General features: G+C 70.7%; 19 protein-coding genes and 2 riboswitches. Of the genes, 14 read left to right on the forward strand and 5 right to left on the reverse strand.

Translation table 11 applies throughout. The features are described 5' to 3' along the window. Positions 1–9: 9 nt before the first annotated feature. Both ABZX12_RS06110 and uvrB read left to right on the forward strand, forming a co-directional pair. Positions 10–828: a hypothetical protein gene (locus tag ABZX12_RS06110; protein ID WP_355690290.1), complete on the forward strand. Its 819-nt coding sequence runs from the start codon at positions 10–12 to the stop codon at positions 826–828. An 81-nt stretch (positions 829–909) separates the two neighbouring features. Continuing rightward, positions 910–3,012 carry an excinuclease ABC subunit UvrB gene (gene uvrB / locus ABZX12_RS06115; protein ID WP_355690291.1) on the forward strand — a complete coding sequence of 701 codons (2,103 nt, stop codon included), beginning with the start codon at positions 910–912 and terminating at the stop codon, positions 3,010–3,012. 31 nt (positions 3,013–3,043) lie between these two features. Here the strand turns inward: uvrB and ABZX12_RS06120 are convergent, their stop codons facing one another. Next, the gene (locus ABZX12_RS06120; protein ID WP_355690293.1) at positions 3,044–3,952 is read right to left on the reverse strand and encodes a nitrilase-related carbon-nitrogen hydrolase; all 909 of its coding nucleotides are present in this window, start codon (positions 3,950–3,952) and stop codon (positions 3,044–3,046) included. Positions 3,953–4,015: 63 nt separating this feature from the next. Here ABZX12_RS06120 and ABZX12_RS06125 point away from each other — a divergent pair, with 63 nt between their 5' ends. Continuing rightward, positions 4,016–4,372: an MmcQ/YjbR family DNA-binding protein gene (locus tag ABZX12_RS06125; RefSeq protein WP_355690295.1), complete on the forward strand. Its 357-nt coding sequence runs from the start codon at positions 4,016–4,018 to the stop codon at positions 4,370–4,372. A gap of 278 nt (positions 4,373–4,650) precedes the next feature. Further along, positions 4,651–5,790: a TerC family protein gene (locus tag ABZX12_RS06130; RefSeq protein ID WP_355690297.1), complete on the forward strand. Its 1,140-nt coding sequence runs from the start codon at positions 4,651–4,653 to the stop codon at positions 5,788–5,790. Positions 5,791–5,845: 55 nt separating this feature from the next. Here the strand turns inward: ABZX12_RS06130 and ABZX12_RS06135 are convergent, their stop codons facing one another. From ABZX12_RS06135 to ABZX12_RS06145, 3 genes are read right to left on the reverse strand one after another with little or no spacing between them, the layout of a single operon-like run. Then, positions 5,846–6,712, reverse strand: a complete 867-nt coding sequence (locus tag ABZX12_RS06135) for an NlpC/P60 family protein (protein WP_355690298.1) — start codon at positions 6,710–6,712, stop codon at positions 5,846–5,848. After that, positions 6,709–7,773 carry a dipeptide epimerase gene (locus tag ABZX12_RS06140; protein WP_355690300.1) on the reverse strand — a complete coding sequence of 355 codons (1,065 nt, stop codon included), beginning with the start codon at positions 7,771–7,773 and terminating at the stop codon, positions 6,709–6,711. The genes ABZX12_RS06135 and ABZX12_RS06140 overlap by 4 nt, the downstream gene beginning before the upstream one ends. Then, positions 7,770–8,597, reverse strand: a complete 828-nt coding sequence (locus ABZX12_RS06145; protein ID WP_355690302.1) for a serine hydrolase — start codon at positions 8,595–8,597, stop codon at positions 7,770–7,772. The genes ABZX12_RS06140 and ABZX12_RS06145 overlap by 4 nt, the downstream gene beginning before the upstream one ends. A 76-nt stretch (positions 8,598–8,673) precedes the next feature. On the opposite strand from ABZX12_RS06145, the gene ABZX12_RS06150 reads away from it, so the two are divergent. Genes ABZX12_RS06150 through ABZX12_RS06160 form a run of 3 tightly spaced genes read left to right on the forward strand, consistent with a single transcriptional unit; the run spans position 8,674 to position 11,224 of the window. After that, positions 8,674–9,594: a cobalamin biosynthesis protein gene (locus ABZX12_RS06150; protein ID WP_355690304.1), complete on the forward strand. Its 921-nt coding sequence runs from the start codon at positions 8,674–8,676 to the stop codon at positions 9,592–9,594. Further along, positions 9,585–10,265, forward strand: coding sequence for a phosphoglycerate mutase family protein (locus ABZX12_RS06155; RefSeq protein ID WP_355690306.1), 681 nt, complete (start codon positions 9,585–9,587; stop codon positions 10,263–10,265). Before ABZX12_RS06150 ends, ABZX12_RS06155 begins: the two co-directional genes overlap by 10 nt. Further along, positions 10,256–11,224 (forward strand): DUF3500 domain-containing protein, encoded by a 969-nt coding sequence (locus ABZX12_RS06160; protein ID WP_355690308.1) that lies wholly within the window; start codon positions 10,256–10,258, stop codon positions 11,222–11,224. Before ABZX12_RS06155 ends, ABZX12_RS06160 begins: the two co-directional genes overlap by 10 nt. Positions 11,225–11,227: 3 nt before the next feature. Here ABZX12_RS06160 and ABZX12_RS06165 read toward each other — a convergent pair whose 3' ends face one another. Beyond that, entirely contained in the window at positions 11,228–11,572 is a 345-nt protein-coding gene (locus ABZX12_RS06165) for a hypothetical protein (protein ID WP_355690309.1), read from the reverse strand. Positions 11,573–11,711: 139 nt separating this feature from the next. Further along, a riboswitch (cobalamin riboswitch) is annotated at positions 11,712–11,840 on the forward strand. 32 nt (positions 11,841–11,872) lie between these two features. Between ABZX12_RS06165 and cobN the strand changes: the two genes are divergently transcribed. The 7 genes from cobN to ABZX12_RS06200 all read left to right on the forward strand — a co-directional run bounded on the left by cobN (position 11,873) and on the right by ABZX12_RS06200 (position 22,518). Then, positions 11,873–15,568: a cobaltochelatase subunit CobN gene (gene cobN, locus ABZX12_RS06170; protein ID WP_355690310.1), complete on the forward strand. Its 3,696-nt coding sequence runs from the start codon at positions 11,873–11,875 to the stop codon at positions 15,566–15,568. 12 nt (positions 15,569–15,580) lie between these two features. Next, positions 15,581–16,336 (forward strand): 5'/3'-nucleotidase SurE, encoded by a 756-nt coding sequence (gene surE / locus ABZX12_RS06175; protein WP_355690311.1) that lies wholly within the window; start codon positions 15,581–15,583, stop codon positions 16,334–16,336. 103 nt (positions 16,337–16,439) lie between these two features. Beyond that, positions 16,440–16,519: riboswitch (cobalamin riboswitch) on the forward strand. 94 nt (positions 16,520–16,613) lie between these two features. Next, on the forward strand, positions 16,614–18,620 hold the full coding sequence (locus ABZX12_RS06180; protein ID WP_355690313.1) for a putative cobaltochelatase: 2,007 nt from the start codon (positions 16,614–16,616) through the stop codon (positions 18,618–18,620). Between the two features lies 1 nt (position 18,621). After that, positions 18,622–19,236: a cob(I)yrinic acid a,c-diamide adenosyltransferase gene (cobO, locus tag ABZX12_RS06185; RefSeq protein ID WP_355690315.1), complete on the forward strand. Its 615-nt coding sequence runs from the start codon at positions 18,622–18,624 to the stop codon at positions 19,234–19,236. Continuing rightward, on the forward strand, positions 19,233–20,576 hold the full coding sequence (locus ABZX12_RS06190) for a cobyrinate a,c-diamide synthase (protein WP_355690316.1): 1,344 nt from the start codon (positions 19,233–19,235) through the stop codon (positions 20,574–20,576). Before cobO ends, ABZX12_RS06190 begins: the two co-directional genes overlap by 4 nt. After that, entirely contained in the window at positions 20,573–21,925 is a 1,353-nt protein-coding gene (bluB, locus tag ABZX12_RS06195; RefSeq protein WP_355690318.1) for a 5,6-dimethylbenzimidazole synthase, read from the forward strand. The genes ABZX12_RS06190 and bluB overlap by 4 nt, the downstream gene beginning before the upstream one ends. Next, positions 21,922–22,518, forward strand: coding sequence for a hypothetical protein (locus ABZX12_RS06200; RefSeq protein WP_355690319.1), 597 nt, complete (start codon positions 21,922–21,924; stop codon positions 22,516–22,518). The genes bluB and ABZX12_RS06200 overlap by 4 nt, the downstream gene beginning before the upstream one ends. The last annotated feature ends 54 nt before the right edge of the window (positions 22,519–22,572 follow it).

The raw sequence follows: 22,572 nt of genomic DNA on the forward strand, positions 1-22,572 counted from the left end.
GGAACAACTATGAGTCAGCAGTACGGTCCACCCCTGGGCCCGCCGCCGGCCCCCGCTCCCGGCGGTTGGGGCCCAGGGCCGCAGGCGCCCCAAGGCCCGCTGGGCCCCCAGGGTCCCGCCGGTGGCGGCTGGGGTCCCGGGCCGAAGCGGCCGAACCATCCGCAGCGGTCGAGCAAGACGCCGTGGATCATCATGGCCGGGGCGATCGTGGCGGTGCTGATGGTCGCGGTCGGAGTCGTGCTGCTGGTGAACGGCAAGGACAAGGACGACCAGCCCACCGCCGAGCCGTCGTCGGGTGTGGGCCGCACCATGTACACGCCCTCGCCGACGCCGACCCCGAACGACTCCAAGGGCCCGAACGACGTCGGCGTCGAGGTCGGCTGGGGGATCTGGTTCACGCCGTCAAAGGGCTGGCTGCCGGACTGGGACAAGTCCCGCAGCGGCAAGAACTACATCCTGCAGAAGTTCAACACCCGCGGGATCATCGACGGCTACTACTGGGTTCGGCAGACCGAGCTGTACGACGCGAAGGGCTTCGCGGATCACCTGGTCGACGTCGAGTCGAACGGGATGCAGGGCGTCCGGATCGGCAAGGGCACCGAGTGCAAGCCGGCCAATCCGAACATCAAGGCCTGCTACGCGGTCACCTACACCGGCGTCTGGGTCTCCAAGACCGGCAAGAAGGTCGCGATGCAGGGCTTCGTCACGGCGTACCAGGACCAGTTCGACCGCACCACCGCGACCGACGCGGCTCTCAAGACCACCGTCTACGCGCGGCGCGTGAACGAGCTCATCTACATGAACAACAGCGTCATCAAGAGCTTCTGACCTGCGCTTTCCGAGGCTGCCGGACCGGGGCGGCGGGGCGGGGACGGGAAATTGTCGGCGGGCGGCCGTACGGTGGTGGGCATGAGACAGGTCTCGGATCTCCAGCGGATGGTCGCCCCGCTGAAAGTGGTGTCGGACTTCGAGCCGGCGGGTGACCAGCCGGCGGCGATCGCGGACCTCGAGCGACGCGTCAACGCCGGCGAGCAGGACGTCGTTCTGCTCGGCGCGACCGGCACGGGCAAGACCGCGACCATCGCCTGGCTGGCCGAGCGGATCCAGCGCCCGATGCTGATCCTGCAGCCGAACAAGACCCTCGCCGCCCAGTTCGCGAACGAGCTGCGCCAGTTCTTCCCCGACAACGCCGTCGAGTACTTCGTGTCGTACTACGACTACTACCAGCCCGAGGCGTATGTCCCGCAGACGGACACCTACATCGAGAAGGACTCCTCGATCAACGAGGAGGTCGAGCGGCTGCGGCACTCGGCGACCTGGTCGCTGCTCACCCGCCGCGACGTGATCGTGGTCGCGACCGTCTCCTGCATCTACGGCCTGGGCTCCGCGGACGAGTACCTGAACCGCATGATCCACGTGAAGGTCGGCACCGAGATGGACCGCGACGGCCTGCTCCGCAAGCTGGTCGGCGTGCAGTATGCGCGCAACGACCTGGCCGGCACCCGCGGCACGTTCCGGGTCCGCGGCGACACGCTCGAGGTGTTCCCGGTCTACCAGGAGCTCGCCGTCCGGGTGGAGTTCTTCGGCGACGAGATCGAGCGGGTCATGACGCTGCACCCGATCACCGGCGAGGTGCTGTCCGAGGAGGACGAGGTCTACATCGGCGCCGCCACGCACTACGTGACCGCGCCGGAGAAGATGGAGCGCGCGATCACCTCGATCGAGGCCGAGCTCGCGGAGCGGCTGACCGAGCTCGAGCGCAACGGTCAGCTGCTGGAGGCGCAGCGGCTGCGGATGCGCACGACGTACGACATCGAGATGATGCGGCAGATCGGCACCTGCTCCGGGATCGAGAACTACTCGCGGCACACCGACGGCCGGGAGCCGGGCTCGGCGCCGCACTGCCTCCTGGACTACTTCCCGGAGGACTTCGTCCTCGTCATCGACGAGTCGCACGTGACCGTCCCGCAGATCGGCGGGATGTACGAGGGCGACATGTCGCGGAAGCGGACGCTCGTCGAGCACGGGTTCCGGCTGCCGTCGGCGATGGACAACCGGCCGCTGCGCTGGGAGGAGTTCCTGGAGCGGATCGGCCAGACCGTCTACCTGTCCGCCACCCCGGGGCAGTACGAGCAGGACAAGTCCGACGGGTTCGTCGAGCAGATCATCCGGCCGACCGGCCTGGTCGACCCCGAGGTGATCGTGAAGCCGACCAAGGGCCAGATCGACGACCTGATCCACGAGATCCGGGTCCGGGTCGAGCGCGACGAGCGCGTGCTGGTCACGACGCTGACCAAGAAGATGTCCGAGGACCTGACCGACTACCTGCTGGAGATGGGCATCCGGACCAGGTACCTGCACAGCGAGGTCGACACGCTCCGCCGGGTCGAGTTGCTGCGGGAGCTGCGGATGGGCGAGTTCGACGTGCTCGTCGGCATCAACCTGCTCCGGGAGGGCCTCGACCTGCCCGAGGTGTCGCTGGTCGCGATCCTGGACGCGGACAAGGAGGGCTTCCTGCGGTCGGGCCGGTCGCTGATCCAGACCATCGGCCGTGCCGCGCGGAACGTGTCCGGCCAGGTGTTCATGTATGCCGACAAGATCACGCCGTCGATGGAGCAGGCGATCGACGAGACCAACCGGCGGCGCGCGAAGCAGATCGCGTACAACCAGGAGAACGGCGTCGACCCGCAGCCGCTGCGGAAGAAGATCGCCGACATCACCGACATGCTGGCCCGCGAGGACGCGGACACCGCCGAGCTGCTCGGCTCCGGCCGCACCCAGTCGCGCGGCAAGGCGCCGGTCCCGGGCGGCGGGAAGAAGGCGGGGGAGAAGGCGAAGGAGCTGGCCGGCGGCCTGCCGTCGTCGGACCTGGCCGACCTGATCCAGCAGCTCACCGACCAGATGCACAACGCCGCCGCCGAGCTGCAGTTCGAGGTCGCCGCCCGGTTCCGCGACGAGATCTCCGAGCTGAAGAAGGAGCTCCGCCAGATGACGAACGCCGGCGCGAAGTAGCGCCGGCGATGCGGGTACGCCGGGGCAGGCCTCAGCTCCGGCGTACGACGGTTCGGTGCGGCGACTCGTCGACGGTCAGTGTGAAGACGTCCGGCCGGGCGTAGTGCCCGACGGAGTCGAAGTCGAAGTACCCGCGGTCGAGCTCGGCGAGGTCGAGCTCTGCGAGCAGGACACCCTCGCCGGTGCGCAACGGGCCGGCGAGGATCTCGCCCAGCGGCGAGATGATCGTGCTGCCGCCGTTGATCAGCACGGTCTGGTCGCCGGTGTGGCCGGCGTCGTTGCGGGTGAAGTACTGGTTCGCGCTGATCACGAAGCAGCGGCCCTCGAGCGCGATGTGCCGCATCGTCGCCTGCCACTGTTCGCGGTCGTCGACGGTCGGCGCGCACCACAGCTGCACGCCCTTCGCGTACATGGTCTGCCGGAACAGCGGCATGTAGTTCTCCCAGCAGATCGCGGCGCCCAGCACCCCGAAGTCCGTCCGGACCGCGGGCATCGTCGACCCGTCGCCCTGACCCCACAGGTACCGCTCGGCCGCGGTCGGCATCAGCTTGCGATGGTGAGCGACCAGCCCGGCGCGTGGATCGACGAACACCGCCGTGCAGTACAGCGTCCCGCCGTCGCGCTCGATCACCCCGGCGACGAGGTGGATGTCGAGCTCGGCCGCGAGCTCGGCCAGCCGCGCGACCTCCGGCCCGTCCAGCTCGACCGCGGCCTCCCGGTACCGGCGGAACAGCTCCCGGCCCTCCGGCGACCGCGACCCGACCGTGATGCCGAAGTCGAACCCCTTCGGATAGCCGCCGAGAAACGCCTCCGGCAACACCACCAACCGCGCTCCGTCCGCCGCCGCCTCGCGGATCGACCGCTCCGCCTTCATGAGCGTCGCGGCCGTGTCGAACAGCACGGACCCAGCCTGCACCGCGGCCACCACAACAGAACCCATGCCGAGCAGCGTAGTTCCGTCCGGCCCGTCGTCCAGCCTCCTCCGCGGGTCTAGTCTCCCGCTATGAAGCGGCTGGCCGATGGGGAGTTGCTCGGGTACTGCCTGAAGAAGCCCGGGGCGTGGCAGGACGAGCCCTGGGACGGGGACGTGGTCGCGAAGGTCGGCCCGAAGATCTTCGCGTTCCTCGGAGGGGGAAGCGTCGGGCTGAAGTGCGGGGCGAACCGCGAGGAGGCCGACGAGCTGGTGAACGCCTACCCGGACGACGTCGGCACGATGGCCTACATCGGCCGCTCCGGGTGGAACACCGTGCGGCTCGGCGGGGCGGTGCCGGACGACGAGATCCTCGAATTGGTCGACGCGTCGTACGAGACCGTGGTGGCGAAGCTGCCCAGGCGGCAACGCCCGCCGGCGGGGAATTGATCGGCGGCCAATAGATCACGGGCTGCAACTATTCCCTGACCCGCCTGTGATCATTTCGACAGGCGGACACGGCGTCCTGGATTTGGAGTCTTGGACTTCCAGCCGTCAGAATGGTCCCGGAGAAGGGGAGTATTCCTTTCGCGGCGGCATCGTCATCACGGTCAGGGTTCGTCCCCGGCCCGGTGCCTCCGGCGGCACGCCGACTCGTGGATGATCACTCGGAGTGACGCGGAAGAGACCTTCGGAGTCGGTTTGTCGTCTGAGCTCCGGAGGATTCTGTGCACGTTGCTGACTATGTCTGGTACATCACCGTCGGCCTGCTGCTGGCGTTGCTGGCGTTCGACGTCTTCGTGATCGGCCGCCGGCCGCACGAGCCGAGCACCCGCGAATCGGCCACGGCGATCGCGTTCTACATCGGCCTCGCGGTGATCTTCGGCCTCGGGGTGTGGTACTTCTCCGGCGGGCGGTACGCCGGGGAGTTCTTCGCCGGCTGGCTCACCGAGTACAGCCTGAGCGTCGACAACCTGTTCATCTTCTTGATCATCATGGCCAGGTTCGGCGTGCCGAGGAAGTACCAGCAGACCGCGTTGCTGGTCGGCATCATCCTGGCGCTGGTGTTCCGCGGTGTCTTCATCGCGGTCGGCGCCGCGGCGATCAACCAGTTCTCGTGGATCTTCTACCTGTTCGGCGCGTTCCTGGTCTATACGGCGATCCACCTCGCCAAGCAGGGCGAGAACGATGACGACGACTACAAGGAGAACGCGGTCATCCGGTTCGCGAAGCGCCGGCTGAACGCGACCGACGAGTACAACGGCGTCAAGCTGACCGTGAAGAAGAACGGCAAGCGGCTCGTCACCCCGATGGCGATCGTGATCATCGCGCTCGGTACCACCGACCTGCTGTTCGCGCTCGACTCGATCCCGGCGATCTACGGCCTGACCCAGGAGCCGTTCCTGGTCTTCACCGCGAACGTCTTCGCGCTGATGGGCCTGCGGCAGCTGTACTTCCTGCTCGGTGACCTGCTCCGCCGCCTCGTGTACCTGTCACTCGGCCTGTCGGTGGTGCTCGCGTTCATCGGCGTGAAGCTGGTGCTGCACGCGATGCACGTCAACGAGCTGCCGTTCATCAACGGCGGTCACCACATCGAGTGGGCGCCGGAGATCCCGATCTGGGTCTCGCTGGGCTTCATCATCATCACGCTCGGCATCACGACGATCGCCAGCCTGCACAAGTCCCGCACGCTGCAGTCGTCGGACGAGCCGACCGCCGCGGAGAGCGTCACCGGGACGAGCGAGGCGGGGGCTGCCGAGGCGAACGGGCAGACCCGGTCGGTCGACCAGGGCGAGCGGCCCCAGGACGCCGCCCGGGACGAACAGGCCGACGAGCCGGCACCGGAGCTGCACCACAAGAACTCCTGACACCAAGTGAATCGCCCCGGACCTCGTCGGCGGTCCGGGGCGATCTGCTGTGTGCTCAGAAGCGCGCGGCAGTGACCAGCGTGGCGCGGCGGTCGTCGGAGAGCGCCTCGTTCTCCAGGCGCTTGCCGGTCTCGGACGCGTGCAGCATCCCGGCCGCGGACACGAACCCGACGTGGTGCACCCGCTTCCCGTCCCGCGCGAAGAAGTAGAGGTCACCCGGTCGCGCCTCGTCGATCGGGATGTTCGGCAGCGTGTCCGCCTGGTCGTGGGCGTCGCGCGGCGTCCGCAGACCGAGCACCCGGCTGACCGTGTGGATCAGCCCGGAGCAGTCCAGCCCGTGCGCCGACGTACCGCCCCAGAGGTACTCCAGTCCGAGGAACTGCTCGCCGAGCCGCAGCCGGTCGTCGGCCGTGGACGGCTCGGACACGGACCGCAGGGCAGCGTCCGCCAGCCAGCCGGACCCGCCGTCGGGCGTCGCCACCCGCGTGTGCCCGTCGGCGTGCTCGTCGGAGGCGAGCACCGTGCCGAACGACAGCTCGGCGATCGGGCGGCCGCCGGGCCCGGCGAGCAGCGACGCCGCCGGTACGGCGATCGCGACCGGGTCGTTGGCACTCTGCGGCAGTTCGCCGAGGTGGCTCGACGGAACCCAGCCCGGGTACCCGAGCTCGTCCCCGGACGACGGCTGCCAGGGCGCGAGGATCTCGGACCAGCCGTTGCGCTCCGAGCGCACCAGGACGGGCTCGGCGAACAGCAGCTGGGTCAGGGTCCGGCCGTGCAGGCCGAGCCGGGTCTCGGTGTCCATCGACAGCGCCCAGGCGGCGACGTCGGGTTGTGCGGCGGTTGCCGGGGCGTCGATGTCGCGTGGCGCGTCCGGCGAGGTCCAGACCGTGCTGACCGGAACCTTGGTGGCGGCTAACTTCATGCGGTCAAGCCTGTCACGCCGAGTCCCGGAGCCGACGGCAGGTGGATCAGCGAGCCGTCGTACCGGATCCCGCCGATCACCGGCGGTTCGCGCAGCCACCAGGCCGCGTCCAGGTCGTTGACCGCCGACGTCGGGTACGCCGACACCAGCGCGGCCGCCGCGCCGACGCCGACGTGGCTCTCCATCATGCAGCCGACGATCGCGCCGAGCCCGTGCTCGCGGGCGAGCTCGAGGAGGGTCCGCGCCGGCGCCAGCCCGCCGCACTTCGCGAGCTTGACGTTCACCAAGTCGGCCGCGCCGCGGCGGATCACGGCGACCAGGTCGCGGACGCCGTACACGGACTCGTCGGCGAGGATCGGCGTACTGACCCGGTCGGTCACCCAGGCCATGCCGTCGAGGTCGGCCGCGGCGACCGGCTGCTCGACGAGCTCGATCGCGCAGCCGGCATCCTCCAGCGCCCGGATCACGGTGACCGCGTCGCGCCGCGTCCAGCCCTGGTTCGCGTCGAGCCGCAGCCGCGGCTGCGGGCCGATCGCCGAGCGGACCCGCCGGACGCGGTCGATGTCGCCGGCCGCGTCGGTGCCGACCTTGATCTTCAGAACGTCGAACCCGTCCGCGACGCGCGCCTTCCCGGCGTCGGCCAAGGCGTCCGCGTCGCCGACCGACAACGTCACGTCGGTCCGGACGACGTCGGTCGTCGACCCGAGGAACCCGTGCAGCGTCTGCCCGCGTCGCCGGGCCGCGAGGTCGTGCAGCGCGACGTCGACGGCGTCCTTCGCTCCGAGGTTGCCGACCGCGGCACCCTGCACGCGACGCAGCGCCTCGGTGAGGTCGTCGGGGCCGAGGCCGCCGAGCGCGGTGCTGATCGGGCCCTCGATACAGGCTTGGGAGCCGGCGAGCGAGTCGCCGGTCACCTTCCAGACCTGGGGCGCCTCGCCCCAGCCGCTGAGCTCGCCGTCGCTGATCTCGACCAGCAGCGACTCGACGTGGGTGGCCGTCCGTAGGGCGGTGACGAACGGCGTGTGCAGTGGCGCCGAGACCAGGTGGGTGGTGATCCTCACCGCGCTGCCTCCAGGTCGTGCCGGTGGTTCCAGGCCTCGAGCGCGATCGAGGCGATCAGCTTCTGCGCTTCGCTGTCGGGCAGCTCCGACGTCGTACAGACGACCAGCACGAACGGGTCGGCGTCCGCGGGGCGGACGATGCCGCCGTCGTGCCGGATCCGGGTGTCCCAGCCGTTCTTGTGCTCGACGCGGGTGCCTTTCGGCAGCAGCGCGGGGATCTCGCCGTTCCACTGGTTGCCGGCCAGCAGCTCGCGCAGATAGTCGGCGGACTCGCCCTGCTGGTTGCCTACCGCAACGAGCACGCCGGCCATCCCGGCCGGGCTCATCAGGTTGCTGATCCCGGCCCGCGCGGCGGGAACGTCGTCGATACCGCGCTGGATCCTGGACTCGGGTGCAGGCGAGCCGGGCAGTGTCGCCGCGGCCAGCTCGGCGTGGGCGGCGGCGATGCCGACCTGTTCGAGCACGAGGTCGGTCGCGAGGTTGCTGGACCGGGTGATCATCTCGGCCGCCAGCCAGTCGAGCGGCACCTTCTTGCCGAGCTCCTCCCAGGTCTTCGGCGCCTCGTCCTCGTCCGGGTTCACCCCGAACCGGCCGCCGGCCGCGGACGCGAAGTCGTTGTGCACGGCCACCGGCTGGGAGAGCGACAGCTCACCGGCGTCGACCTTGCGCAGCATCGCCATCGCCACCGGCAGCTTCATCGTGCTCGCGGAGTAGTGCGCCCGCTCCGCCTCGTGCACGAACACCGGTGTACCGTCCAGCCGGCCGAGCCAGACCCCGAACTCCCCGCTCCCGTCGACCTGCCGGAGCAGCTCCGCGATTCCCATGCCGCTCACCCAATCACAACCAAGGACCGCGCATGTCACGGACAACCCGGCTGTGTGCCGTGGCAGACTGCCGAGGGTGTCGCGGGCTTTGGGTGTTGTGCTGGGGTTTGCTGCTGATCGGGTGCTTGGGGATCCTCGGCGGTATCACCCGGTTGCTGGGTTTGGCCGGACTGCCGGTTGGCTGGAGCAGCAGATGTACCGCGACTCCCGGCGCCGGGGGGCCGGGTACACGGCCGTGCTGGTCGGTGCGACCGCGGCGCTGGGGGTTGCGGTTGAGCACGCCTGCCGTCGGCATTCGGTGCTTCATACCGCGGTTACGGCCGCTGCCACCTGGGCTGTGCTGGGCGCTCGCAGTCTGGAGCGTGAGGCCGAGGCGATGGCCGAGCTGCTGGAGGAGAAGGACATTCCAGGTGCGCGGGATCGCCTCAGCCACCTGTGTGCGCGCGACGCGACCGACCTGGAGGCCGACGACTTGGCCCGCGCGACGGTGGAGTCGGTCGCGGAGAACACCTCCGACGCTTGCGTGGCGCCGCTGCTGTGGGGCGGGTTGCTGGGGGTACCCGGTCTGCTCGGGTATCGGGCTGTGAACACGTTGGACGCGATGGTCGGGTATCGCTCACCCAGGTACGAGGACTTCGGCTGGGCGTCGGCGCGGCTGGATGACCTCGTCAACCTGTTGCCGGCGCGGGTCTGCGCGCTGCTGACCGGGCTCGCATCCGGCCGCCCCCGCGAAACCGTCGCCGTGTGGCGCCGGGACGCGCCGAAGCATCCGAGCCCGAACGCCGGGCCGGTCGAGGCCGCGTTCGCCGGAGCGCTCGGTCTCACGCTGGGCGGTACGAACAGCTACGGCAGCTACCAGGAGGATCGCGGCACACTGGGTGACGGCCCGGCGCCGACGGTCGCCGACGTGCGCCGTACGGCGGAACTCGCGCGGCGGGTCGGGATCGCCGCCGTGGGGGTGGCGGCCGTCCTCGGGAAGGGGAAGCGATGGATCTGAGCCGCCGGCCGGTGCGGATCGCGTTGATCCGGCACGGCGAGTCCGAGGCGAACCTGGACAAGACGGTCTACGAGCGGACCCCCGACCATGCGGTCCCGTTGACCCCGGTTGGCCATGAACAGGCCGCCAAAGCGGGGCGGGAGCTGCGGGAGCTGTTCGAGAACGAGCCGGTCCGCGTGTACGTCTCGCCGTACCTGCGCGCCCGGCAGACGCTGGACTCGCTCGGGCTGGACGACCTGATCGAGCTGCCGCGGGAGGAGCCGCGGCTGCGGGAGCAGGACTGGGCGAACCTGCAGGACACCGAGGACATCGAGCGGCAGGAGAAGCTCCGCGACTCGTTCGGGCACTTCTTCTACCGGTTCACCCACGGTGAGTCGGGGTCGGACGTGTACGACCGGGTGTCGACGTTCCTGGAGACCATGCACCGCGACTTCGAGAGCTCGGACGCCCCGCGCAACGTGCTGCTGGTCTCGCACGGCCTGACCATGCGGCTGTTCTGCATGCGGTGGTTCCATTGGTCCGTGCGGTTCTTCGAGTCGCTGCGGAACCCGGGGAACGCCGAAACACGCGTCCTGCTGCGGCAGCCCGATTTCCGGTACAAGCTGGACCGGCCGTTCGAACAGTGGACCACCTACGAACCGACGGAACGGGAGCGATCGGCATGGTTGTAGCGCAGACGCGGGACACGGTTCTCGAGCTGCTGGCGAGCCTCACGCCGGCTCAGCTCGACAAGATCCGCGCACCCTTCGACACCCCGGACCACCAGCAGTGGACGTACCTGCCGGGACCTGTGCCGGGCCTTGCCCTGACCGAGCTGACGCCGGCGCAGCAGAAGCTCGTGGAGCGGCTGGTCGCGACCGGGTGCAGCGAGCGCGGTACGGCCGACGTCTGGGCGGTTCTGGACGCCGAGGTCATCGTCCGCGGCCTGCCGGACCTGCCGCCGTCGGGGGAATGGGAAGGGGCGACGGTCGCCGACCGGTACTTCCTGCGCGTGCTCGGTGACCCGAACGGCACCGACCCGTGGGCCTGGCGGCTGAACGGGCACCACCTGGCACTGCACGTCACGCTCGTCGACGGAGCGGTCGCGTTCACACCGCAGTTCCTCGGCTCGAACCCGGCCGAGGTCCTCACCGGACCGCAGGCCGGGCGGCGGTTCCTGGCCGCGGAGCAGGACCTGGGCTTCCAGCTGCTGCACGCGCTGGAGCCGGGGCAGCTGGACGTCGCGCTGGTCTCACCGGACGCGCCCGACGACATCCTGACCCGCCACGACCCGGTGGCCGACCCGTCACTCCTGCACCGGGGCCTCGCGTACGGCGACATGACCGAGGATCAGCGCCAGCTCCTCAGCCTCCTGATCGGGCAGTACGTCGGCCGCGCCGCCGGGCCGATCGGGCTGCAGACCTGGCAGGACATCACCCAGCACGGCATCGAGCGCCTGACGTTCGCCTGGGCCGGCGAAACCCAGCCCGGCTCCGGCCACCGCCACTACTACTCGATCGCCGGCCCGACGTTCCTCGCCGAGTACGACAACACCCAGGACAACGCCAACCACATCCACTCCGTCTGGCGTGACTTCCGCAACGACTGGGGCACCGACCTCCTGGCCGCCCACTACGCGATGCACAGATAGAGCTCACCAAAGCCGGCGCTGACCTTCGGCGAGACCGAACTCCTCGAGTTCAACGTCGCGCCGAAGGCGCCGCCGACGGTACGGCGCGACGATGCTCAACACGATCCCGTCCCGGTGCTCGGCCTCCACCTGAATGCCGTCGGGCCACCCATCGCCGCCGAGCCGCACATCCGCGACCACCGCAGCCGCCACCAGATCGTCCCGCCTCGCCCGCAGACTGTCCCAGAGCAAGTCGATCGTCCGGCGTGCGTCGGCCTTCTCGCCGAGCATCTCGATCGAGATCGGCTCACCGTCTGCCGCGCTGACGGCGAACGGCAGAAAGCCGCCGCGCTTGACCAGGTGCTCCACCGCCAGTCGGACGGCGGTGTCGAACAGGTCGTCGAGCGTTTGCTGTGCCTCGGCAGAGGCAGTGTTACGCCAGGAGGTCATCGGTGGCCGCTTTCGCGAGGTGATCTGGACCGCATCCTCTCAGACCCACAGACCGAGCTGGGTCGGATAGAGTCGCGGCGTCATTCGACGGCATCTGCAGGAACCCGGTGTGAGTCCGGGACGGTCCCGCCACTGTGACCCCGCGTTCTGGGGGGAGTCAGGAACTGCCGCCGTCGTACCTCCGGTCGGGACGTGGACATCCCGGGAAGGACTGTGCTCGTGGCTGCGAATCTTCTGCTGCTTTCGACCGCTGACACCGATCTGCTGGCCGCAGCTGAGGCGGGTGCCGGCTGGAAGGTCGCCAACCCGGCCAGGCTGGGGCTCACCGAACTGGGTCCGCTGCTCGGCGCCGCTGATGTGGTTGTGGTGCGGCTGCTGGGCGGGCGGCGGGCGTGGGAGGACGGGCTCGACGCGGTGCTCGCCTCGGGGAAGCCCACGGTGGTGGTCAGCGGTGAGGCCGCGCCGGACGCGGAGCTGATGTCGCTGTCGACTGTGCCGGCCGGTGCGGTCACCGAGGCGCTGGCCTACCTTCGCGAGGGCGGCGCGGACAACCTCCGCAACCTGGCCGGCTTCCTGCGGGACACGCTGCTGCTGACCGGCGACGAGTTCGAGCCGCCGCGCGCGCTTCCGGCGTACGGCGTCCGGGGGACGTACGTCGAGGACGACCGCCCGGTCGTCGGCATCGTGTACTACCGGGCGCACGAGATCTCCGGGAACACCGCCTTCGTCGATGCGCTCGCGGCCGCGGTCGACGAGGCCGGCGCCCAGCCGCTGCCCGTGTACTGCGGGACGCTGCGCGGGCTCGACCCGACGTCGCCCGACAACGCCGGGTTGTTCGCGTTGCTGCGCAAGTGCGACGTCCTCGTGACGACGCTGCTCGCGGCCGGCGGATCCGCCGCGGCGAACGCGAGCGCGGGTGGTGCGGACGACGCGTGGGACGCCGGCGCGCTGGCGTCGCTCGACATCCCGTTGCTCCAGGGCCTCGCGCTGACCTCGACCCGCGAGCAGTGGGTGGACAGCGACGCGGCCGTCAGCCCGCTGGACGCGGCGACGCAGGTGGCGATCCCGGAGTTCGACGGGCGGTTGATCACGATCCCGTTCTCGTTCAAGTCGTACGACGCCGACGGGCTGGCCCGGTACGCGCCGGACCCGGAGCGGTGCGCGCGGCTGGCCGGGATCGCGGTCGCGCACGCCCGGCTGCGGCACGTTCCGGCGGCCGAGAAGCGGATCGCGCTGGTGCTGTCGTCGTACCCGACCAAGCACGCCCGGATCGGGAACGCGGTCGGTCTGGACACGCCGGCGTCGGCGGTCGTGCTGCTGGGCCGGCTGCAGGAGGCCGGGTACGACCTGGGCGACCTCGACGTCAGCCAACTGGAGGGCGACGGCCTGATCCACCAGTTGATCGCCGCCGGCGGTCACGACGTCGACTGGCTGACCGACGAGCAGCTGGCCAACGCGGTCGCCAAGGTTCCGCTGTCCACCTATGCCCGCTGGTTCGGGCGGATCCCGGAGTCGTTGCGGACGGCAATGACCGAGGCGTGGGGCGAGGCGCCGGGGGAGTTGTACGTCGACACGTCCGGCGACGAGCCGGCGATCGCGCTGGCGGCGTTGCGGTTCGGGAACGTCGTGCTGATGATCCAGCCGCCGCGCGGCTTCGGCGAGAACCCGGTGGCGATCTACCACGACCCGGACATGGCGCCGTCGCACCACTACCTCGCGGCGTACCGCTGGCTGGAGGCATCACCCGGCGACGGCGGTTTCGGTGCGCAGGCCGTCGTCCATCTGGGCAAGCACGGCACGCTGGAATGGCTGCCGGGCAAGGGCATCGGGATGGCGGCCGACTGCGCGCCGGACGCCGTGCTCGGGAACCTGCCGATGATCTACCCGTTCATCGTCAACGACCCCGGCGAGGGCACGCAGGCGAAGCGGCGGGCGCACGCGACGGTCGTCGACCACCTGGTGCCGCCGATGGCGCGGGCCGAGACGTACGGCGACATGGCGAAGCTGGAGTACCTGCTCGACGAGTACGCGACGGTGCAGGCGCTCGACCCGGAGAAGGTGCCGACGCTGCGGGCGCAGATCTGGACGCTGATCCAGGCGGCGCAGCTGCACCACGACCTGCACACCGCGGAGAAGCCGGAGGACGACGACTTCGACGAGTTCGTCCTGCATCTGGACGGGTATCTGTGCGAGATCAAGGACGTGCAGATCCGCGACGGGCTGCATGTGCTGGGTGGTGCGCCGGTGGGTGAGGCGCGGGTCAACCTGGTGCTCGCCGTACTGCGGGCTCGGCAGCTGTGGGGCGGGTCGTACTCGATTCCTGGGCTGCGGGCTGCTCTGGGGACGGCGTTCGGGGTGGACGAGGCCGAGTTGCTGGCCAACCCGGGGCCGGCGGCCGACCTGACCGATCTGGCCACCCTCGCGGACCTGCCGGCGGTGACCGGGGCCGACGGCGTCGACATCCTGGAGGCTGTGGCCCGGAAGCTGGTACTCGGGATGGAGACATTGAGCTGGGACGCGACGAAGGTTCCGGTGGTGGTCGCCGAGGTGCTGGCCCGGGACTGTCCCGAGGTCGAGGCGTCGCTGACCTTTGCGGCGACCGAAGTTGTGCCGCGGCTCGCTCGGACGCCGGACGAGCTGGGGAACGTGCTGCGGGCTTTGGACGGGCGGTTCGTGGAGGCCGGTCCTTCGGGGTCGCCCACTCGCGGGCTCGTCAACGTGCTGCCGACCGGACGCAACTTCTACGCGGTGGACCCGAAGGCGATCCCGAGCCGGAACGCCTGGGACGTCGGAGTCGCGCTCGCCGACTCGCTGCTGGCGCGACACCGGGCCGAGACCGGGGAATGGCCGCGGTCCGTGGGCCTCACCGTCTGGGGTACGTCGGCGATGCGCACGCAGGGCGACGACCTCGCCGAGGTGCTCTGGCTGCTCGGCTGCCGGCCGGTCTGGGACGACGCCTCCCGCCGCGTCACGAGTTTCGAGGTGGTCGGCCCGGAGGAGCTCGGCCGCCCGCGGATCGACGTGACGATCCGGATCTCCGGCTTCTTCCGGGACGCCTTCCCGCATGTCGTCGCGCTGCTCGACGAGGCGGTCCGTACGGTCGCCGCCCTCGACGAGTCGCCGGCGGACAACTTCCTCAAGGCGCACGTGGACACCGACGTTGCGGCCGGCAACGACGTACGGCAGGCGACGGCCCGCGTGTTCGGCTCCAAGCCCGGGTCGTACGGCGCCGGCCTGCTCCCGCTCGTCGACGCCCGGAACTGGCGCACCGACGCCGAGCTGGCCGAGGTGTACGCGGTGTGGGGCGGGTACGCGTACGGCAAGGACCTGGACGGCGCCGAGGCCCGCGGCTCGATGGAGCGCGCCTACGCCCGGATCCAGGTGGCGGCGAAGAACGCGGACACCCGCGAGCACGACATCATGGACTCCGACGACTACTTCCAGTACCACGGCGGCATGATCGCGATGGTCCGGCACCTCACCGGCGCCAACCCGAAGGCGTACGTCGGCGACTCCGCGGTCCCCGCACAGGTGAAGACCCGGACGCTCGAGGAGGAGGCCAAGCGGGTCTTCCGGGCCCGCGTGGTGAACCCGCGGTGGATGGCCGCGATGCGGCGGCACGGGTACAAGGGCGCGTTCGAGATGGCCGCGACGGTCGACTACCTGTTCGGGTACGACGCGACCGCGGGTGTGGTCGACGACTGGATGTACGAGTCGCTGACCACGCAGTACGTCGCCGATGCGGAGATGGCCGAGTTCTTCCGGACGTCGAACCCGTGGGCGCGGCACGGCATCGCGGAGCGCCTTCTCGAGGCCGCCCAGCGCGGTCTGTGGGCGGAGCCGTCGGCGGAGGCGCTCGAGACGCTACGCAACGCAGTCCTTGAGACGGAAGGTGACATCGAGGACCGCGCCTGATTGGGTAGAGACATGCCGCGAGTCCTGATCACGAACGACGACGGTTACCGCGCACCAGGCATCCGGGCGCTCGCGCCGGCGATCGCCGAGCTCGGGTACGACGTACTCGTGGTGGCCCCGATGCTCGACGAGAGCGGCGTCGGATCGGCCCGCGCCGGGATGGTCGGGCGGCCGGTCCGGACCGCTTCCGACGTGGACGACGGCGTCACGTTCATCGGCATCGAGGGCACCCCGGCGCAGGCGGTGACGATGGCGCAGGCCGGTTCGTTCGGGCCGGTGCCGGACCTGGTGCTGTCGGGTATCAACCGCGGGCTGAACATCGGCGTGTCGATCTTCCACTCGGGCACCGTCGCGGCGGCGCTGACCGCGGCCGAGACCGGTACGTCGGCGGTCGCCGTCAGCATCGACTCCGAGGACCCGGCGCACTGGCCGACCGCGGCGACGATCGCCGGTGAGGCGCTCGGCTGGATCGCGGACGAGCCGGGCGGGACGGTGCTGACGATCAACGTCCCGGACCGCCCGCTGGAACAGTTGGCCGGTGTCCGGCACGCGTCGCTCGCCGTGCCCCGGCGTACCCGGCTGGTCGGTGCGACGGCTCCGACGGGCGAGCCGATGATCGTCGTCGAGCGCACCCAGGCCACCCCGGTCCCGGGCACCGACGAGGCCTTCCTCGCCGAGGGTTTCGTCACCGTCACGCCGATCGTCGGCATCCGCGAGGTCAGGGACGACGCAGCCGCGACAGCACTCGCCAAACGCCTGACACGCTGACGCCCGCGTTGATCATGGCCACACGGTACGTGGTGAGGGCCACGTGGCCGGGGTGCGTTGCGCGGCGGGCAGGTGTGCCATGATCGGGCCGACGAGTGTGGAGGAACACCGGTGACCAGCGTGCTGGGAGTCCGGGGCGGTCCCGCCACTGTGACCAGGGTCCGATCCCTGGAAGCCAGGACATCCGCGGTCGTCCGCCGGCCTGCAGTCACCCGAGCCGGCGTACCAGTGCCGTAGCGGGCGTGGACACCCGCTCGACGAAAGGGATCCACCGCCGATGCGGTCCGTGCGCTCGACCAGCTTCCCGTTCACCGCGATCGTCGGGATGGACGATCTCCAGCTCGCGCTGATCCTGGCGGCGATCTCGCCGGCCATCGGCGGGGTGCTGATCCGGGGCGAGAAGGGGACGGCGAAGTCGACCGCCGTCCGCGCCCTGACCGAGGTCCTGCCGCCCGTGGACGTGGTCGCCGGCTGCCGGTTCTCGTGCGATCCCGACCACCCGGATCCCGCCTGCCCGGACGGTCCGCACACTGGGGAGCGGTCCGTGCGGGCAGCGCGGCTGGTCGAGTTGCCGGTCGGCGCGACCGAGGACCGGGTGCTGGGCTCGCTGCACCTGGAGAAGGCGCTGGCCGAGGGCGTCACGGCGTACGAGCCCGGGGTGCTCGCCGCGGCGCATCGCGGGCTGCTGTACGTCGACGAGGTCAACCTGCTCCACGATCACCTGGTCGACGTCCTCCTGGACGCCGCCGCGATGGGGCGGGCGACGGTCGAGCGCGACGGCGTCTCGGTCACGCACCCGGCGCGGTTCGTGCTCGTCGGCACGATGAACCCGGAGGAGGGCGAGCTGCGGCCGCAGCTCCTGGACCGGTTCGGGCTGACCGTCGACGTGGTCGCCAGCCGGGATCCCGCCGTCCGCGTGGAGGTGATGCGCGCGCGGCTCACCTACGAGGCGGACCCGGAGACCTTCGCGGCCCGGCACGACGGCCCGCAGCGGGAGCTGGCCGAGCGGATCGTGAAGGCGCGCGACCTGCTCCCCGAGGTGATCCTGACCGACTCCGCGCTCCGCCAGATCGCCGAGATCTGCGCGTCGTTCGACGTCGACGGGATGCGCGCCGACCTGGTCACCGCCCGCACCGCCGTCGCGCACGCCGCGTGGTCGGGCCGCACGGTCGTCGAGGTCGACGACGTCCGCGCCGCCGCCAAACTCGCGCTGCCGCACCGCCGCCGCCGGAACCCCTTCGACGCCCCGGGCCTCGACGACCAGCAGCTGGAAGAGGCGATCAACAACAGCACCCCGCCGGAAGACCCCGACGACGACCCGCCCACCCCGGACGGCCCTGGCACTGGCGGACCGGGCACGGAAGGTTCCGGCGAAGGGCAGGACAGCGCGGACCAGGCCGATTCGACGGCCTCTGCAACTCCGGGCAAATCCGCCGAGCAACCCGGTGAGGTCGTCGGAAGCTCCGAGCCGTACAAGGCCCGCCTGCTGAGCGTGCAGAGCGCCGGCACCGGGGTCGCCGGCCGGCGAGGACGGGCGATCACCGAGGTGGGTCGTGTGGTGGGGGACCGCGCCCGGGTAGGCCGCGAAGCTGGACGGCCGCACGTGTTGGGGACCGTGCGCGCCGCGGCGCCGCACCAGAAGGTTCGCGGGCGGAGCGGTCCCGGGCTGATGATCCGCGCGGCCGACGTACGGCTGGCGGTGCGCGAAGGGCGTGAGGGCAACCTCGTCCTGTTCTGCGTCGACGCCTCCGGCTCGATGGGGACGAAGAAGCGGATGGCCGAGGTGAAGACCGCGATCGTCTCGCTGCTCCTCGACGCCTACCAGCGCCGCGACACCGTCGGCCTGGTCACGTTCGCCGGCGCCGCGGCGACGGTCGCGCTCCCGCCGACGGGCAGTGTCGAAACCGCCGTACGACGGCTCGAGTCGCTCCCGACCGGCGGCCGCACACCGCTCGCCGAAGGATTGGTGCAGGCGGCCGAGGTGCTGCGGATCGCCGCGATCCGGGACCCGCGCCGCCGTCCGCTCCTGGTGCTCATCACCGACGGCCGCGCCACCCACGGCGACAACGCGTTCGCCCGTGCCCGCCAGTCCGCCGGCTGGCTCGCGGACCGCGGCGTCGCGACCGTGGTGGTCGACTGCGAGCCGCACCGCGGCGTCCGCCTCGGACTTGCCGCCGAGCTCGCCTCGGACCTTCGAGCCGAGTACCTCGACCTCGGCGACGTTGCCGCCGGCAACCTCGTCCGTGCGGTCGCAGAACGGGTAGCAGTACGGAAGGTGGCCTGATATGCCGAAGGGGCAACCGGTCGCCGTACCGGACGACGGCCTGACCACCCGGCAGCGCCGCAACCGGCCGCTGCTGATGGTGCACACCGGCGAGATGAAGGGGAAGTCGACGGCGGCGTTCGGGATGGCGCTGCGGGCCTGGAACCAGGGCTGGAACATCGGGGTCTTCCAGTTCGTGAAGAGCGCGAAGTGGAAGGTCGGCGAGGAGAGCGCGTTCAAGGCGCTCGGCCGGCTGCACGCCGCGACCGGTGAGGGCGGGCCGGTCGAGTGGCACAAGATGGGCGAGGGCTGGAGCTGGTCGCGCAAGGCCGGCACCGAGGAGGACCACGCCGCCGACGCGCTCGAGGGCTGGCGCGAGATCCAGCGCCGGCTGGCCGCGGAGGCCCACGACCTGTACGTGCTCGACGAGTTCACGTATCCGATGAAGTGGGGCTGGGTCGACGTCGACGAGGTCGTCGACACGCTGGTCAACCGGCCGGGCCACCAGTACGTCGTGATCACCGGCCGCGACGCCGCCCCGAAGCTGCTCGAGGCCGCCGACCTGGCCACCCGGATGACCAAGCTCAAGCACCCGATGGACGCCGGGCAGAAGGGCCAGAAGGGCATCGAGTGGTGATCCCGCGCGTGGTCGTGGCAGCACCGTCGTCCGGCGCCGGGAAGACGACCGTGGCTGTCGGGCTGATGGCGGCGCTGCGCCGGGCCGGTCACGTCGTCGCAGGCTTCAAGGTCGGGCCCGACTACATCGATCCCGGCTTCCACGCCGTCGCGACCGGACGGCCGGGACGCAACCTCGACCCGATGCTGTCGGGGGAGGAGCGGGTCGGACCGCTCTTCGCGCACGGTGCGGCCGGCGCCGACGTCGCGGTCGTCGAAGGCGTGATGGGTCTGTACGACGGCGCGCTCGGCACCGAGGGCTTCTCGTCGACCGCACACGTCGCGAAGTTGCTGAAGGCGCCGGTCGTGCTGGTGGTGGACGCGTCTGCGGCCGGTCGCAGCGTCGGGGCCGTCGTCCAGGGATTCGTCGCCTTCGACACCGAGGTGCGGATCGTCGGGGTGATCCTGAACAAGGTCGGCACGGACCGGCACGAGGCCGAGGTCCGGGCGGGCGTCGCGCCGACCGGCGTACCGGTGCTCGGGGTGCTGCGGCGTGACACGCGGCTCACGGTTCCGAGTCGTCATCTCGGCCTCGTCCCCGCCGACGAGCAACGCGAACAGGCCGACCGGGCCGTCGACGCCGCGGCCGAGCTGGTGCGTGACGGCGTCGACCTCGAGGCGTTCGTCGCCGCCGCGAAGGGCGCGACCGAGTACGACGCGACGCCCTGGAACCCAGCGGCCGAGGTCGTCTCTCCGGACGGCGCCCGGCCGGTGGTCGCGGTGGCGGGTGGGCCCGTCTTCTCGTTCCGCTACACCGAGACGACCGAGCTACTCACGGCGGCCGGCGCCGATGTCGTGACCTTCGACCCGCTCATCGATACGTTGCCGGAGGCAACCGCCGCGCTCTACCTGGGCGGCGGATTCCCGGAGCTGCACGCCGAGGCGCTCGCCGCCAACACCGAGCTCCGCCGCCAGGTCGCCACCGAGGTCGCGGGCGGACTGCCCGTGATCGCCGAATGCGCCGGCCTGTTGTACCTGTGCCGCGAGCTCGACGGTCACGCCATGACCGGCGTACTCCCGGCGACCGGCCGCATGACCGGCCGCCTCACGCTCGGCTACCGTACGGCGGTCGCGGCCGGCACCACTCGGTTCTTCGACGAAGGACGCCGGGTGCGGGGGCACGAGTTTCACCGCACCACGCTCGACCTCGACACCGACGTGCGCCCCGCCTGGCATCTCCCCGGCAGTGTGGAAGGAATCACTCTCCCGCACGTCCACGCGTCGTACCTGCATCTGCACTGGACCGCCACCCCGGACGTCGCCTCCCGCCTCGTCGCCGCCGCGCGCGAGCGAGTGCGGTGAGCCTGGTCCTCGGCGTCGGCCTTCGCGCCGGTACGCCGTACGCGGAACTGCAGGACCTTGTCGCCACCGTCCTGCGCGACCGGTCGGATGCGGTCCGGCTGGTCGTCACCGTCGAAGGCAAGGAACACGAGCCCGCACTGCAGCAACTGGTGAACGAGTTGGATGCCGAGCTGCGAACCTTCTCGACGGACGACCTCCGATTGCAGCAGGTGCCGACGCCGAGCGAGCAGGTCGAACAGCTCAAAGGAACCCCAAGCGTCGCCGAGGCAGCGGTCCTCGCCGCCGGTGCACAACTCCTCCTCGGAAAGCACCGAACCCCCAACGCGACCATCGCCCTCGGCCGCTCGACGGCCGAGTACGGGCCGGGGGAGCGGGACGCCGTGTACCGGGTGATCGCCGAGCGGCGGGACGTACGGCGCGGGTTCCTGGACGAGCCGGTTGACGAGCTGACGCTCGGGCGGGTGCTGGAGGCGGCGCATCGGGCGCCGAGTGTGGGGCTCAGTCAGCCGTGGGACTTTCTGCTGCTTCGTGACGTGGCGACCCGGCGCAAGGTGCATGAGCTCGCGGTCGCGCAGCGGGACGCGTTCGCGGCGTCGCTCCCGCAGGACCGGCGCGCGGCGTTCGACGGGCTGAAGATCGAGGCGATCCTCGACGCGCCGCTGAACATCGCGGTGACCTGCGACCCCGGCCGCGGCGGCCGGCACGTGCTCGGCCGGCACGCGGATCCGCGGACCACCGTGTTCTCCGCCGCGATCGCGATCCAGAACCTCTGGCTCGCCGCCCGCGCCGAAGGTCTCGGCGTCGGCTGGGTCTCGTTCTTCGAACCGGCCGAGGTCGCGGCGGTCCTCGACCTGCCCCGGCACATCGAGCTGATCGGGTACCTCTGCGTCGGGTACGTCGACCGGTTCGCGCCGGCGCCCGAGCTGGTCCGATCCGGGTGGGCCAAGCGCCGCCCGTTGTCCTGGGCGGTCCACCACGAGGAATGGGGCCGCCGGGCCACCTCGATCGTCGGCGACGCCGAGCAGGCCGCCCAGGACGTCGTACCGGCGGCCGGTCAGTGCGTGCGGGTGGTGGTCGGCGGTGACGTGGCACAGCTCCAGGACGCGCAGGCGCTGGTGGTCGACCTGGGGACGGACCGGCCGGCCGGTGATTTCGGCGTCCTGTGGCGGGCTGCGCGGACACCTGCCGAGGCCGTGGAGTTCGGGGTCGAGATCGCGCGCGACCTGGCCCTGCAGGGCGTCGGGGAGCTGGTCGTACAGGTCGTCGAGGACTCCGAGCGGGCCGCGGCGCTCGCTCGCGGTCTGCAGGTCGGTGCGTCGGCCTGTGGTCTGACACACTCCTCCGCATGAATGCTCTGATGTACGTCCCCGCCTTCTCGATGAAGCAGCGCGTGACGATGATGGCGAACAAGTACGAGTTGATCGCCACCAACCCGGACGGAAGCGACGGCCCGCTGCTCGCGTTCGCGCAGCAGAAGCGGATGGCGTTCAAGGAGCAGGTGACGTTCTACAGCGACGACACCAAGACCCGGCCGGTGTTCTCGTTCAAGGCCCGCAAGACCATCGACCTCGGGTCGGGGTACGACGTGACCGACGCCGACGGGCAGGTGATCGGGTGGTTCAAGAAGGAGTTCGGCAAGAGTCTGCTGCGGTCGAGCTGGCAGCTCAGCGCACCGGGTGTCGAGGCGGACGGCACCGAGCGCAACCAGACCGTCGCGATCGTCCGGCGGGTCTGGGACTTCGTGCCGTTCATCGGCGAGATCCCGCTGCCGTTCATCTTCCACTTCGACTTCACCGACCGGTCGACCGGGCAGCCGGTGCTCTCGGTGGAGCGGAAGCTGTCGGTCCGGGACCGCTACCGGATCACCGTCCAGGACGAGCGCCTGGACTTCCGCGTCGCGGCCGCGATGACCGTGGCACTCGACGCGCTGCAGTCCCGCTGAGGCTCCGGCGTACGACCACGGTCGTACGCCGGGATCACTCTTTCGGGTGAACCT

It is taken from the genome of Kribbella sp. NPDC003505 (assembly GCF_040610875.1).
Lineage (GTDB): Bacteria > Actinomycetota > Actinomycetes > Propionibacteriales > Kribbellaceae > Kribbella.